The organism is Legionella adelaidensis, from assembly GCF_900637865.1.
GTDB lineage: Bacteria > Pseudomonadota > Gammaproteobacteria > Legionellales > Legionellaceae > Legionella_A > Legionella_A adelaidensis.
Window position 1 is genome coordinate 132,297 of the sequence record NZ_LR134433.1, and the last position, 13,091, is coordinate 145,387.

A 13,091-nucleotide genomic window follows, 5' to 3' on the forward strand; every position below is an offset into this window, starting at 1 on the left:
GCATAATACCTCTTAACGCCAAAGAGAGCACTTTCTCGTCATGTTACTCACCTTATCCCAATCACCGAATAATACAATACCGTAATAAATTAAATTTTCGTCTTTGACCTGGGCTGTTCTTTCAATTTGTTCTTGATAAGTTCCTATAGTCATTGTGTCGGTAAAATCATTAAAAAGTATTCCTTGACTCAGGGCTTCTTGACGTAATTTCCTTATTTTATTTGAATTTTCCGAAAGAATTATAAAAGGTATCTCAGAAATACAAGGATGAGAGCCCCCATCGGCATCGCGATAATCAGTTAAACGTAAATCCTCTTTACCAATTTCCGCCCCCAGGCCAATGCACATATGGGCCAGTGCGTTCATCACTTTACCGGGCTCAATACTTTTATTTAAAACAGCGACTAATTTGTTTTTAAAAGGTATTATTTCTGCCATTATATATTCCTATTTCAAGACGTGCGTTATAACGCATAAAATATCATTATATCTACGTGCGCTAAAACGCACAAGTAGCTTTTAAAAATTATGCAAAGTATTAGTAAACGAATTTCGACTACATTAAAAAATTTAAGGCGTGAGCGCGGCTGGAGTTTAGATAAAGCCGCTCTGGAAACAGGAGTTTCCAAAGCCATGTTGGGGCAAATCGAGCGCGAGGAATCAAGCCCAACCATTGCTACTTTATGGAAGATAGCCACCGGCTTTCGCACCTCTTTTTCTTCTTTTATTGAAGACATTTCTGAAGAAACAAACAACCCTTTATACCGGGCAGGCGATACTAAAGTCCTGCATCCACAAGATAAAAAAATACGGGTACACCCCTTATTTCCCTTTGATAAAGAATTACGCTTCGAGCTATTTATTATTGAATTGTTACCAGGATGCGAGCATTTATCTCCACCGCATAAACATGGGGTTATAGAACATATAGTGGTGGTAGAGGGGAACATGGAGGTATTCATCCATGGCACATGGCAACCCCTAAAAAAAGGGGAAGGACTTCGCTTCAACGCGAATCAACCCCATGGATACCGTAACCTCACCGAAGAGCTAGCTCGGATTCATGACATTATTCATTATGAATAAATCTTTAGAATACCATTTTCAAAAAAACATTGAATCGAAGGTAATCTAAAGTGCAGCCGTAATAATTTTATCCAGATGGTTCGAGAAATTTTGCACTTCTTTTGCGCTTAAGACATCTAAACCGCTACGTATGAGGCGGTTTTCCCTGAGCGATTCATTCAAATTACGCATAGCTAAAATCTGCTTCATATTGTTAGAGGTATACAACATTCCTCGCGGACTTAGAGCAAGCGCTTTTTTAGTAATTATTTCATCGGCCAAAATAATATCAGCGGTAATCACTAAATCGGAAGGTTCAACTTGCGAAGCTATATATTTATCTGCTTTATCAAATCCAGACTCTACTTGTACTCGCTTAATGAAAGCTGACGGGGGGATCGCTGGTAAATGATTGGCAACAATGATTACCATTACCCGGCGCTTTACCGCTGCACGGAATAAAATTTGTTTAATCGCCTTAGGACAGGCGTCACCATCAATCCAAATCTTCATTATTTAATGTGAGAGACATAAAACCTGATTATACCGCTTTAATTACAGGATTATCATTTACCTGTGTAGATAAATGAGCTTTCGTTCAGCATCTAATTTTTCAATAGAATACCGCAACATTGTTCTTGGAATTTGATTGGCATATTTTTCAAGAAATTCAATGAGCAATTTCTCATCCCGTTTTCCCATTTCACGCAACATCCACCCTAAATTGTTAAATATTGATCGGATTAAATTAACTATGCATAAATAATCAGTAATCATTGTGCGCCAGTCAATCCCTATCTTTTCTTTATTGATGGAGGTAGTGAACATTTTTCCCTTTTCCGATTATTTTTAACAACCCAATGATCGGTGATTTTGCAAACAAAATGATCTTTTAATTGACAAAAAATTTGCTTGTTGAGAAAATGCGGCCTAACTATAAATTTTCATCTCGGAAGCAAATATGCCCCTTACAATTGTACTCGGTTATAAAAAGATAAATTTACTTGATATCCAAAATATTGCCCAATTAGATGATCTATCCAAACAAGATCGTGCACTGATTGCACAGAAGATGGTAGAAACCTTCACTTTAAAAGAAATGTTAAAGGTGATTGAGCACTTAGTAAAATTAAATTTTTCCAGTAATAAACAGAATCCTATTGAAAATTTTTTAGCTGACTTGCTTGTAGCATATATCGGCAAATACGATGGCACTAATCTCCTTATAAGATTTTCAAACTTTTTCTCTTATTCTAAATCTACTCTAGAGACAGAGTTTCCCAGCTTTATACCTGATCCTATGCAGAATTTGCAGTTTAGTCTTCAAACTACAGCAGTACTGCACACGCTTAAAGAACTTGCCAAAAAAAGGGCCCAGAATACAGACACTAGATTTGATTGCACATTGGCAGAAAGTATTGCTCAAAAAGTTTTAGTCCCAATCCTTCGAGCTAAGTGTTCGCTGCGTGTAACTGAAGAATCTTTTTCCCGATTTATTGATAACCAAGAATTACATCGTAAATTATTAGAGAATAACTTGAACATTGAACGTGCTGAATATGTATGGGAAATTAATAATGAGATAAGTACCTTGCAAGAATTATTAACAGCTCAAAATGATGAAAAGATTAAAATGAGAGTCCAAGCAGTAATGAATCAAATTATAAAGCTTAGAGAAGAAGGAAAAGAGCATTTAAGTGATTTATTATATGCTATTAAGGATACGACAGCACTTTTAAGCAATAGGATGACTCCAGAAAAATATAAAGAAAGAGCCTTATCATATCAAGGCAAAGGATCCGAAAACTTGCGTTGGGTAGGTAAGCTCATGATGGGATTAGGAGCATATATTATAGCTCTTTCCGCTGTAATTGTTTTTACTGGTGGTGTAGGCGTTACCATGGGCGTAGCGAGTGGTGCACTATTAGCAGCCGGTGGACTTGGTTTTTTTGCAGCCAGTGGCCATAAAGGGCTTGCAAAGGAGATGATTACAGTTGCTAATGCCAAAATAGCGTCTATTGCTCCTTAGACTTGCCAGCAAGTATAACCTGGTTGCCGCTAACCAGGTTTTCTTTCAAAAGAACTGTGCTTTTCTTTCCTGCGGCGGGATGGCAAATTGTTATAACTCTTCGCGTAGACGTTGTAACATTACCTCTCCTTGAGAATATTTCATATACAGCCGGTTTTCGTCCTGTCAAATCAATATCGAGTTGTTTTTAGCATGGCCTGATAAGTACCCGTTTACTCTCTTCCTTCAAATTTAGAATGAGAGTAAATCGCTCACCATAAAATAAAGTACTATGGCTCCCTTAATTTAAAAATAATGTAACACCCCGAGTACCACTTCAAAAAATATCAGCACAATAACTGCTATCTCCATCAACCCTGCACGAGCACTGGCAGCCTCGTCATAGAGAGCTGAGTAGGTATCCCTTATAATTGATAATTTGCGATCTACAGCATTACTTACCGCTTTAACCCGGAATAAATCTAGCGCTGCGGTATAAATACGCGCAAGATAAACATCTTCAGTAACTTGCAAAGCATTGTCGACCTTTTCAGTAAGTTCGGTTGTTTCGGCCACTAATGTATATAAACGACGAGCAAGGTTAGCAAAACGGCGCGATCCTAAGCTGCGATGACGGGTAGCCTCTTCCACCAAATCGTACATTTTTGGTAGTTCCGCATCTAGTAATTCATCGTAATAACGCATTTGTAAGAATTGAGCATTGGCAACTTCAAGCACCTCAGCAACATCTGTTCCGTGATGCGGTTCATAAATGAAAACGCGATCCCAGGTAAGGACAACTAAATCATCAGTAAAATAACTGAAGCGACGACTCAGCAAATCAGCTTTTGCCCCTTCACTCAAGGGACGTGTTTCACCACTAAGTAAAGGAACCAGATCAATTTCTCGACCCAAGGTTGCCGCAGGGACGGGTGTAGAAAAATGATGAACAGTCGCCACTAGATAATCTTCCACAAGCTCCGAGCGATGAGGGCGGGTAAACGCCTCACCAATCTGTTCACGCACCATTTCGAGTAAATTGGACCAGATAATAGCATCCGTTCTTGGACCAATAGCCTGTTCTATCGCATTAACCCGAGTAGTGTAATCATCCCAGGAAAGGTTATCTGCTTGGATTTGCAATGCCAATGTAACAACACCAAAAGCATAGAGCCGCGCGGTGACATTCGCTTCCATTTCAACATAGCCTTGAGGCTTTTCTAAACTGACATGGATCGTTGGTAATGCAAGACTAAGAGGGGCTTCGCCAAAATCAATCGCTTTTTTTGGCGTATTCGCCAATTTAATACGTCCACCCTGGCGAGCTTGGCTAGTCCACAAAGCTTCTGCCTTAACGAGATCGATTGCAAAAGCAAGATCAAATAAACGAAGAACAGTGATATGACCTGAGGTCACCGTAGGACAATTCGCCATATTCTCAGTCATTTTTTGTTAATCCATTAAACTATCAATAAATAGGCACCGTTATCTGTAAAAAACCTTGGGTTCTAGGGCTTATTGGCGCTGATCCTGATAATACACCATTTAAATTAAAATAGGACACTATTCATTTCTTAATCCTTCTCACCTATGCTAATTCTATCGCTAGTAGAATAAGGCGTTCCAATTAAGTCAATGTCCATGGCTCGACGAAACTTATTAAACTGTAAATTCAATAAAAAATTGTTTTCGAAATTGTTATTCAAATGAATATAAAAAGAATGGTTTACCTTCATACCATTTGAAACAATAAAACTATTTTTGTTTGAGGGATCTTGATTGATCTAATTTATGTGCAAAATATATCCAGGCGTTTATATGTCTTTTGGTTGTGGTTTTCCACAACCAAACTTTTAAAAAATCCCCACAGGGACTAGTCGATTGTTTCCTGAGGCCTTGCAAAACTACTAGATTTTTTTGTATCAACAGAAGGGATACCACTTACCTTGCCAATAATTCCTCTTTGAATCGCTTTATAAATAGCAATGGTCAAAGAATCACAACTAAAAATCTCCCGGATATTTTTAAAGTGTTTTTCCACGGTAAAAAAACTAATTTCTAAAGTTTTAGCAATTTCTTTAACGGACTTACCTTGCATGGCAAGCCAAAGACACTCCAATTGACGGGAGGTTAACTGAAGGTCTTCCTCGTACCCTCTTTTAATGACCGCATCGCGCAATGCTTTATCGTTTAATATAAAAGAGAACTGATAGTGCGGATTAAAATTCACAATAATATCCAGGCACCCATCAACAAATTCGGTGCAAAATGTTTCAAATTTGGAAAGGGTCTTTTGATAAAAAGAATGGGGGGTTTCACAAGGCGTATTGCGTATGGCACTAAAAACAAAAGTACATTCGGAATGATGTCTTACGATATTAAAGACAGGGTATAGGGAATAATTATTTTCAAGAATCTTTTTTAGCCGTTCAGAGCCTGAGAAATTCTCAGAACATAAATAATACCCCTGCTCACGAAAATTTAAGAAATGCGGGGTAACAGTATAGTCCTCTTTATAAAGCTCCTCTTGATAGTAGGATTTAAGAAAGGGGAAGACATTTGATAAAGCAAACGTACTTTTGTCATTAAAAATGATATACATCGCAAAATGGGTTAAGTCCATTTTACCCAGGGACTTACAAAGTTCTGTAATCTTTTCCCTGTAAATAAGACTTAAAATATACGGCGATTTTTGAGACATCTTTTTTGCTCCTTGCTGTTAGTAAATCCTTTAAAGTTTTCATAATATGTTAATTTAAAATTAAAGTAAACTTTGAGTTAACTTAATTATGGGATAATTGAAAACGTTGAACTTAAAAGGTATATTTATTGTTCTTGTTAAGGAGATTTAATGAAAAGAGAGTATTTCGTTAATAACTTTTCACATCGGTTGAAAAAATTGATGATCAATAAAGGATTATCTTCTACTAAATCTCTAGCAGGAGTGAAAATTAGCGCTATAGCTAAGGTCTGTGGTTGCTCAATTCAAATGGCTAGAAGATATGTGTTGGGAGAAGCATTACCAGAAATCGACACAATCTATAAAATTGCAAAGTGGCTTAACGTCCCCCCCGGGTGGTTGTTATTTGGGGAGGAGCCAGAAAGCCCAGTAAATTTAGACTACAGTCAACTTATACAGATTGATCCCGAAATCCTAGAATATATCTTATTAAAAAGTGCCCCACTATACAGTTTATCGGGAAATGAAAAAGAGTTAGTAAACTTTATAATGGACATAATCAGCGACGTAACCCACATCAAAGCTGATAATGAATCTATCCTAAAAATTATTAATATTTCGATAAATTCTGCTATTCGTTTTAATGGAATAAAAAATGAAAAAAAGGCAAATGCTTGAGAAAATAAATACTCTGTCTGTTAAGCCGATACTTCATTCAAAGCTATTGGAAATCTTATTTGAAAATAGAAGATTAGTTAAAAATATTTTTTTTGAAATACAGGGACTCTTCGATATAGACTATATAGGGCTTAAAATAATTAATTCAAATAAGGAAATAATCGCTTTTTCAACCATTCCAAGTATTGAATTTAATTTGATTCACCAAAATTTATGGGAGAATGATGTATGTTTCATACCTCCCAATGAAGTTAGAAATGAAATCATTTGGTGGGAATTTGAAAATGAATATAGTTATGAATTAAGAGAAAAAAAACAAATAAAGTTACTAAATAATAAACTCACAAGTGGTTTCACAATATGCAGAGATTTAAATAATTTTTGTTTATTATTTTCATATGCTACTAAATCTAAAAATAAATTATTAAAGGAATATTATACAGCCAACATTTATAAAATAATGGACTTAGGTGATTATTTTTTAAATTCTATAATCCCAATGTACAACTCTTATCACTTTAAAGATAAATTAATTACCTCAAGTAATTTTAAATCTAAAAAATCTACACATTCTAATCAGAGTTCTCTTAAACTGGTAATAAATAATAAATGAGTATATATGAGTAATTATGATATATTACAAATTGGTAATCCAATTTTAAGAAAAATATCTACCCCCATACAAACACATGAGTTTGGCACAGAAGAATTAAAAAAACTTTCTGATCTTTTATTTAAAATATTAATTGAACACAAAGGCGTAGGATTGGCCTCTCCTCAAATTGGCATAAATAAAAGAGCCATTGTATTCGGAATGAAACAGCATCCCATTCATAAGCATTTACCAAGCATACCCTACACAGTTTTATTTAACCCCTCTTATACTCCTATTTCGGACACTATAATTGAGAATTATGAAGGTTGTTTTAGTGTGGGTGAGCTAAGAGGGAAAGTTCCTCGCTTCAAATCAATTTGTTATAGGGGATATGACTTTGAAGGAAATTTTGTTGAAAGAGAAGTTTCCGATTTACATGCACGAGTAGTGCAGCATGAATACGACCACTTAGAAGGTATACTTTTTATAGATAAAATTCAGAATTTTGCTTCTCTAGGCTTCAAAGACGAGCTCCTTAAATCCGGAGAGCTTTTACAAAGGCCGAAGGAATAATGTTTAAAGTTTCCAAAAAAATTCTCGTTAGTGGAGCTATCGGCAATGCTCTAGAAATGTATGAGTTTGGGATTTGGGGCCTTTTTTCAATATACTTATCAAGCGAATTTTTACCCCCAGGCTCCAATCTTTCTGATATTTTTTTCCTCTTTTTTATTAGTTATATTTTAAGACCTATAGGCAGTTTAATTTTTGGAATTTTAGCAGATCAAATTGGAAGAAAAAAAGTTCTAATCGTTGGCATTCTATTAATGGGCTTGTGTACTTCCCTAGTAGGGATTTTGCCTTCCTATACTCACATTGGAGCATTCGCTATATTATTCTTAGTCCTTTTCAGATTAGTACAAATTGTGGCAATAGGAGGAGAATATATAAGTTCAATTTCACTATTAATTGAAAGCTGTGCACCTAATAAAAAAGGATTCTATGGGTCGTGGGCTGCTTTTGGAGTTAATAGTGGGATGCTTTTGGCATCGTTAGTTGGAACAAGCATCGTACATATGATTAATTCAGGTGCTATTCCAGATTACAGCTGGAGATTTGCCTTTTTAGTATCTCTTTTAACCATGTTTTTTGGTCTGTGGGTACGAAGAAGTATCCCCGAGAGTTTTGAATTTATCATGCAAAACTCCCGGTTCCCCAAAAGAAGTTTTCAAGCAATCTTTATAGAGATGAAAACAACCATCCGATCTAGACTATTTGATTCTTTTTTAATTTGTTCCTTAGTTGCATTTGGGGTATCGGTCACTATATTAGTGTTTATTTATGCACCCATTCACATTTTTAATTTTAGTAAAATCTCAACTGGTGATGCATTTTTGATAAACTCCATAGGTTTAGCAGTATTAATTTGCTTTTTGCCATTTTTTGGATATTTGTCAGATATCTATGGCCGCACTAGCATTCTTTTTTTGGGTACGCTCTCCATTATCTTTTTAATTATTCCTTACTTTATATTCTTGTGTACGGGGAGTTTTTATCTAACTTTATTTCTACATATACTTATCGGAATTCCCTGCTCGTGTGTTTTCGCTGTTACTCCGGTACTTATTACAGAAATTTTTCCTCCATCATTAAGATGCTCCGCAACAGGTATATTATATTCACTTGCGGGCAGCATAAGTGGCGGCATCACACCCCTACTTGCATTTAAGCTAGCCAATCTTTCTGGTTTTGGATTTCTACCCAGCATAATTTTAATCTTTTTTGGATCCATCAGCTTGATATCTTTATCATACTTTGTGAAAGGCAACTCGCAAGATCCAAAATTAATTTTAGTTAAGATTTAATAGATCATTTTACTTAATTCCTTAAAAGAAATTATTCCTTTTTAAAGGTATCGCACTCAAATAAATTTTGCTCTTTCATGTATATGGATTGCAAACTAACGTAGATTCTCCTACCTCATTTAATGTGAGCCACCCTATTATTATGAACTTTTTTCTATGTCCAAATTAATTTTTTGACAAATTTATATACAAAATGTATTATGCGAAACAAAAAATATTGTCCACGTAATTCATTATATTTATCAATACGGAGAGTGCATGTTTACTCCTGAAGGTTGTCCTGCAAATAAAATTGAAAAAAATATGCTTTTAGTAATGTGGGCTCAATATTTACGAGAAAACCATCTTGCAAGCTCTAAAAAAAAAATGATCTTTGCTGGTATTGGTAAACCAACTTTGTCCTTGCATAAGTATACGAAAGACTTTCTGGTAAATTATTGGTTAAATCATTCCGGTGAGGCGATTACTTATGATCACCCGCAAGGAAATCTTCAAGCCAGAAAAACTATGGCTGCCGCAATGCAAAGTTGGTATCAAACTGAAATTAATGAACAGAATGTTTTATTTAATATAGGTGGCGCTGGGGCGCTTAAAGCAATTTTTTCCGCAATTATGGACGGCTCCACTGGATGCCGAATAGTTACCCCTTTTCCCTACTATTCTTTGTATGCTGAATCTTCAGCGACTCTTCATCCTGTAGATGTCATGCAAAATCCTAAATGCCGATTAACAGCTGAAAGTTTGCAGGAAGCTATAACCTCGGCTTATGAGCTAGCAAAATTGGACGGCATTTACCCAAAAGCATTTTTATTATGTGACCCCAATAATCCTTTAGGTACTGTCTTAGATAAAATTGAACTTCTTGCGATAGCAGCTGTTTTAAGGAAGTTTCCCGAAATGGTTATTATTTTGGATGAAGCCTACGCAGAAATGGTATTTGTAGGAAAGCATACTTCTTTGCTGTCTGTTGCACCTGACTTAAAAAAAAGAATAATACTCATGCGCTCGGCAACAAAAGGTTTGTCCGCCGCAGGAGAAAGGATGGCTATAACACTGGCTTTTGATTCCTGTATTATGTCAAAACTTGTACAATTTAATATAATTAACTGCGGCCATTCACCTGTCTCACTACAACTTGCTTATGCTGAAACAATGGCCCATTTTAAGAAATCTGATATCCAAACGATTATTAATTTTTATCAACCCAAAGTAGAGTACGTACAAAAACGTCTTGCCAATATTGGCGCAAACGTACCTCACCAAAATAAAATTGAAGGCACTTTTTACAGTTTAGCGGATTTTAGTGATCTTATCGGCGAGCCCATTTCTGAAGCAACTTACCCTGCTATAAAAACTAATGGAATAATTTGCACTGATGAACAAATAGCTTACTCTTTATTATTTGAAGATTTTGTGATGATTTCACCACTTTCCTATTACGGTCTTAATGCAGAACTTGGGCTAATAAGGCTAACATGCAGCGAAAGTTTAAATGATCTAAAAGATTTATTAGATCGTCTCGAAAGTAGATTGCGAACAGCAAGAAAAAATAAAAATAATAAATTACGCCTTCAACTTGAAGAAACCTTAATAACTTTGGCAGAATTGGATGTTGAAAAACACCATACAATTAAAAATAAACTACCTTCGTTTAGTGATTCTTTCTCTTGTTTAGACCTCAAAACCCAGAATGAAATATTAAATAATTTATTAATAGAGGCACGGGCAATACTAATTACTATTCCTACGGAATTACAATCAAAATCAAATAAACTCAATCCCCCAATAACAGGATGCCATCCAAAAGAGTTTTCACTATACAGTGAATAGGATTTTACACATTTTCACAATTTATTATTAAAATAATAGAGAACCCCAAAGGAAAATAAATGGCAAAGGATGGTAAAAAAAAATTATCCCTGGAAGATATAGGAATCTTTTTAGAAAAACTCGCTGACAAGAGTGAAAATGTCTATTGGCTAAGTAGTCCTGATTTTAAAAAAATCGAATACATTAGTCCTGCTTATGAAAAAATATGGGGGCGTTCTCGAAAAGAACTTTATAAAAACCCTGAAACTTGGATAAATTTCCTCCACCCTGATGATGCCTTACAAAAAAATCCTATTCATGAAATGGCAGAAAAAATTGCCATTCAAGGGGAGGAAGCACGTTTTTCTGAAAAATACCGAATAATTAGGCCAGATGGGACTATTCGTTGGATTTTGGATAATGGATTTCCTATATACGACTCGAATGGAAATTGTTGTGGAGTCACTGGGGTGGCCGTAGATGTTACAAAAGAGAAGGAATATGAGACACAACTGAAAAAAGCTATAGAAAACGCAGAAGCGGCCAGTAAGGCCAAAACGGCATTTTTGGAAAATATGCGACATGATATCCGTACACCCTTGACTGGAATTGTGGGTTTCTCAGAAATACTTAAAAATGAATCCACAGAGAAGAAAATTAAAGAGTATGCAGATAATCTAATCGTCTCGAGCCATGCGTTGCTTGAGTTACTTGATGAAGTCCTAGAGTCTATTAGGGTCAGTTCTGGTGAGATACCCAAGTTAAAAAGAAAATTTAACCTAAAAAAGAGCTTAGAAAATATTATTAACCTTAATCTTTCTAAAGCGGCTGAAAAGAACCTTACCTTATCCCTTGATTTTGATTCAAAAATCCCACTTTACTTCCTCGGAGATAAAATCAGGCTACATCGTATATTTCTTGAATTAGTAGGAAATGCACTTAATTTCACCGATTACGGTTTTGTAAAATTAACTGCTAATTTCGTACAACCCAAGAATAACAAAGTAATTTTAAGATTCTGTGTGGAAGATTCAGGTGTAGGCATACCAAAAGAAAAACAACAAGATATTTATCTTCAATTTAGACGTCTCACCCCCTCCTACCAAGGCATATATAAAGGTGCTGGTCTAGGTCTTTCAGTTGTAAAACAGTTTGTTGATGAATTGGAAGGAGAAATTTACGTTGAAAGTGAGCAACGTAAGGGTACAAAATTTACTATTATTTTGCCATTGCAAGAATCTTTATTAGACGATGATTTTGGGATTGATGAAAATGCTGATCATCAATTAGAACAACAGTACCAAGCTACTTATGCTCAACAAATAAAAAAAGATGAACCGTCCAAGAACCAACATATACAATTTAATATTTTGGTAGTGGAAGACAATTTAATTGCCCAAAAAGTAGCGAAATCCATGCTAGAGTCCTTTGAATGCAAAGTTGACATAGCCGAAAGTGGAGAGAAGGCTCTTGAGCTTTGGAAAGAGAAATCCTATGACTTAATTTTTATGGACATCGGATTACCCGATATGGATGGTAACGAAGTAGCGCGAAAAATTCGACTGGAAGAAGCTTCTAAAAATACTCACATCCCCATCATCGCGCTAACTGCGCACGCAGGTGATGAGAATAAGAAAAGATGCATTGATGCTGGCATGAATGCTGTACTCACCAAGCCTTTAACTGCTAAAAACTGTTCGGATATTCTTAATACTTTTGCTGTTAAATCACTAAATGCCGATGTTTCGAATTCTGGCCAATATGCAAAAGATCTTCCTCAATTGGAGGAAGAGTTTTTTAATCTAGAGCCCTTTCCAATTTTAGATGTTGAAGAAGGAATAAAAACTACCGGTGATAAAGCAATGCTCGCTTCCATGCTCAGGTTATTGATTAATGAGTCGCTTACACAAGATGTAGAAAAAATGATAGCTTTTCACGAGCAAGGCGACTGGGAGAAAGTGCAACAAATTGCACATAAGATTAAAGGAGGAGCAGTCTACGTAGGTACCATGAAGATCAAAATGGCTTGTCAATATTTAGAACGCTATTGGAAAGTGGGGGGGCGGGATTTATTGGAGAGATTATATGAACAGGCTATTACTACTTTGAAAGAGAGTACGATAGAAATTCAAAAATGGGTAAACGAAAACTCGTAATAATCTTTATGATTAGAGTTATGCGTTAAACCCGGATGGGCGCAAAAGGAAGTTACAACATAATTTTTAGCAAATAAATTACAACATTATTATTTTATGAAGATCTAGGCAAAGTGCGGTTATTGAATTGAGCTGTTTAACAAATTCTTTTTGTGCATATTTTCTGAAGGAGCGATATTACTTAAGATAATAATAGCCGACTTATTGATACTTTATTAATTTCAGATAATCGTGATAG

The 13,091-nt window shown here is 35.6% G+C and carries 12 protein-coding genes and 1 pseudogene; 8 read left to right on the forward strand and 5 right to left on the reverse strand.

Going from position 1 to position 13,091, the window contains the following annotated elements; genetic code table 11:
* Positions 1–12: 12 nt before the first annotated feature.
* The gene (locus EL206_RS08035; RefSeq protein ID WP_058462951.1) at positions 13–438 is read right to left on the reverse strand and encodes a DUF2000 domain-containing protein; all 426 of its coding nucleotides are present in this window, start codon (positions 436–438) and stop codon (positions 13–15) included.
* A 90-nt stretch (positions 439–528) separates the two neighbouring features.
* Between EL206_RS08035 and EL206_RS08040 the strand changes: the two genes are divergently transcribed.
* Entirely contained in the window at positions 529–1,086 is a 558-nt protein-coding gene (locus EL206_RS08040) for a helix-turn-helix domain-containing protein (protein WP_058462952.1), read from the forward strand.
* A gap of 45 nt (positions 1,087–1,131) precedes the next feature.
* On the opposite strand, the gene EL206_RS08045 is transcribed toward EL206_RS08040, so the two are convergent.
* Both EL206_RS08045 and EL206_RS10110 read right to left on the reverse strand, forming a co-directional pair.
* Complete coding sequence (locus EL206_RS08045; RefSeq protein ID WP_058462953.1) at positions 1,132–1,578, reverse strand: YaiI/YqxD family protein; 447 nt, start codon at positions 1,576–1,578, stop codon at positions 1,132–1,134.
* A gap of 57 nt (positions 1,579–1,635) precedes the next feature.
* Positions 1,636–1,788: pseudogene (locus tag EL206_RS10110) on the reverse strand (DNA alkylation repair protein); the annotation flags it as partial.
* Positions 1,789–2,026: 238 nt separating this feature from the next.
* On the opposite strand from EL206_RS10110, the gene EL206_RS08055 reads away from it, so the two are divergent.
* On the forward strand, positions 2,027–3,094 hold the full coding sequence (locus EL206_RS08055) for a hypothetical protein (RefSeq protein WP_058462955.1): 1,068 nt from the start codon (positions 2,027–2,029) through the stop codon (positions 3,092–3,094).
* Between the two features lie 285 nt (positions 3,095–3,379).
* Here the strand turns inward: EL206_RS08055 and EL206_RS08060 are convergent, their stop codons facing one another.
* Both EL206_RS08060 and EL206_RS08065 read right to left on the reverse strand, forming a co-directional pair.
* A complete protein-coding gene (locus tag EL206_RS08060) occupies positions 3,380–4,519 on the reverse strand; it encodes an RMD1 family protein (RefSeq protein ID WP_202971931.1) in 1,140 nt (379 codons plus the stop codon).
* A gap of 427 nt (positions 4,520–4,946) precedes the next feature.
* Positions 4,947–5,774 (reverse strand): helix-turn-helix transcriptional regulator, encoded by an 828-nt coding sequence (locus EL206_RS08065; protein ID WP_141117179.1) that lies wholly within the window; start codon positions 5,772–5,774, stop codon positions 4,947–4,949.
* Positions 5,775–5,924: 150 nt separating this feature from the next.
* On the opposite strand from EL206_RS08065, the gene EL206_RS08070 reads away from it, so the two are divergent.
* The 6 genes from EL206_RS08070 to EL206_RS08095 all read left to right on the forward strand — a co-directional run bounded on the left by EL206_RS08070 (position 5,925) and on the right by EL206_RS08095 (position 12,853).
* Positions 5,925–6,431, forward strand: coding sequence for a helix-turn-helix domain-containing protein (locus EL206_RS08070; protein ID WP_058461420.1), 507 nt, complete (start codon positions 5,925–5,927; stop codon positions 6,429–6,431).
* Positions 6,409–7,044, forward strand: coding sequence for a hypothetical protein (locus EL206_RS08075; protein WP_058461421.1), 636 nt, complete (start codon positions 6,409–6,411; stop codon positions 7,042–7,044). Before EL206_RS08070 ends, EL206_RS08075 begins: the two co-directional genes overlap by 23 nt.
* Before the next feature lie 6 nt (positions 7,045–7,050).
* A complete protein-coding gene (gene def / locus EL206_RS08080) occupies positions 7,051–7,599 on the forward strand; it encodes a peptide deformylase (RefSeq protein WP_058461422.1) in 549 nt (182 codons plus the stop codon).
* Positions 7,599–8,888 carry an MFS transporter gene (locus EL206_RS08085; protein WP_058461423.1) on the forward strand — a complete coding sequence of 430 codons (1,290 nt, stop codon included), beginning with the start codon at positions 7,599–7,601 and terminating at the stop codon, positions 8,886–8,888. The genes def and EL206_RS08085 overlap by 1 nt, the downstream gene beginning before the upstream one ends.
* Before the next feature lie 258 nt (positions 8,889–9,146).
* The gene (locus EL206_RS08090; protein ID WP_058461424.1) at positions 9,147–10,718 is read left to right on the forward strand and encodes an aminotransferase class I/II-fold pyridoxal phosphate-dependent enzyme; all 1,572 of its coding nucleotides are present in this window, start codon (positions 9,147–9,149) and stop codon (positions 10,716–10,718) included.
* Between the two features lie 59 nt (positions 10,719–10,777).
* On the forward strand, positions 10,778–12,853 hold the full coding sequence (locus EL206_RS08095) for a PAS domain-containing hybrid sensor histidine kinase/response regulator (protein ID WP_065310920.1): 2,076 nt from the start codon (positions 10,778–10,780) through the stop codon (positions 12,851–12,853).
* Positions 12,854–13,091: the final 238 nt, after the last annotated feature.

Coding starts and splice junctions, on each gene's coding strand:
- EL206_RS08055 (WP_058462955.1), top strand. CDS start 2,027: ATGCCCCTTACAATTGTACTCGGTTATAAAAAGATAAATTTACTTGAT.
- EL206_RS08095 (WP_065310920.1), top strand. CDS start 10,778: ATGGCAAAGGATGGTAAAAAAAAATTATCCCTGGAAGATATAGGAATC.
- EL206_RS08040 (WP_058462952.1), top strand. CDS start 529: ATGCAAAGTATTAGTAAACGAATTTCGACTACATTAAAAAATTTAAGG.
- EL206_RS08060 (WP_202971931.1), bottom strand. CDS start 4,519: ATGACTGAGAATATGGCGAATTGTCCTACGGTGACCTCAGGTCATATC.
- EL206_RS08070 (WP_058461420.1), top strand. CDS start 5,925: ATGAAAAGAGAGTATTTCGTTAATAACTTTTCACATCGGTTGAAAAAA.
- EL206_RS08045 (WP_058462953.1), bottom strand. CDS start 1,578: ATGAAGATTTGGATTGATGGTGACGCCTGTCCTAAGGCGATTAAACAA.
- EL206_RS08090 (WP_058461424.1), top strand. CDS start 9,147: ATGTTTACTCCTGAAGGTTGTCCTGCAAATAAAATTGAAAAAAATATG.
- EL206_RS08035 (WP_058462951.1), bottom strand. CDS start 438: ATGGCAGAAATAATACCTTTTAAAAACAAATTAGTCGCTGTTTTAAAT.
- EL206_RS08065 (WP_141117179.1), bottom strand. CDS start 5,774: ATGTCTCAAAAATCGCCGTATATTTTAAGTCTTATTTACAGGGAAAAG.
- def (WP_058461422.1), top strand. CDS start 7,051: ATGAGTAATTATGATATATTACAAATTGGTAATCCAATTTTAAGAAAA.
- EL206_RS08075 (WP_058461421.1), top strand. CDS start 6,409: ATGAAAAAAAGGCAAATGCTTGAGAAAATAAATACTCTGTCTGTTAAG.
- EL206_RS08085 (WP_058461423.1), top strand. CDS start 7,599: ATGTTTAAAGTTTCCAAAAAAATTCTCGTTAGTGGAGCTATCGGCAAT.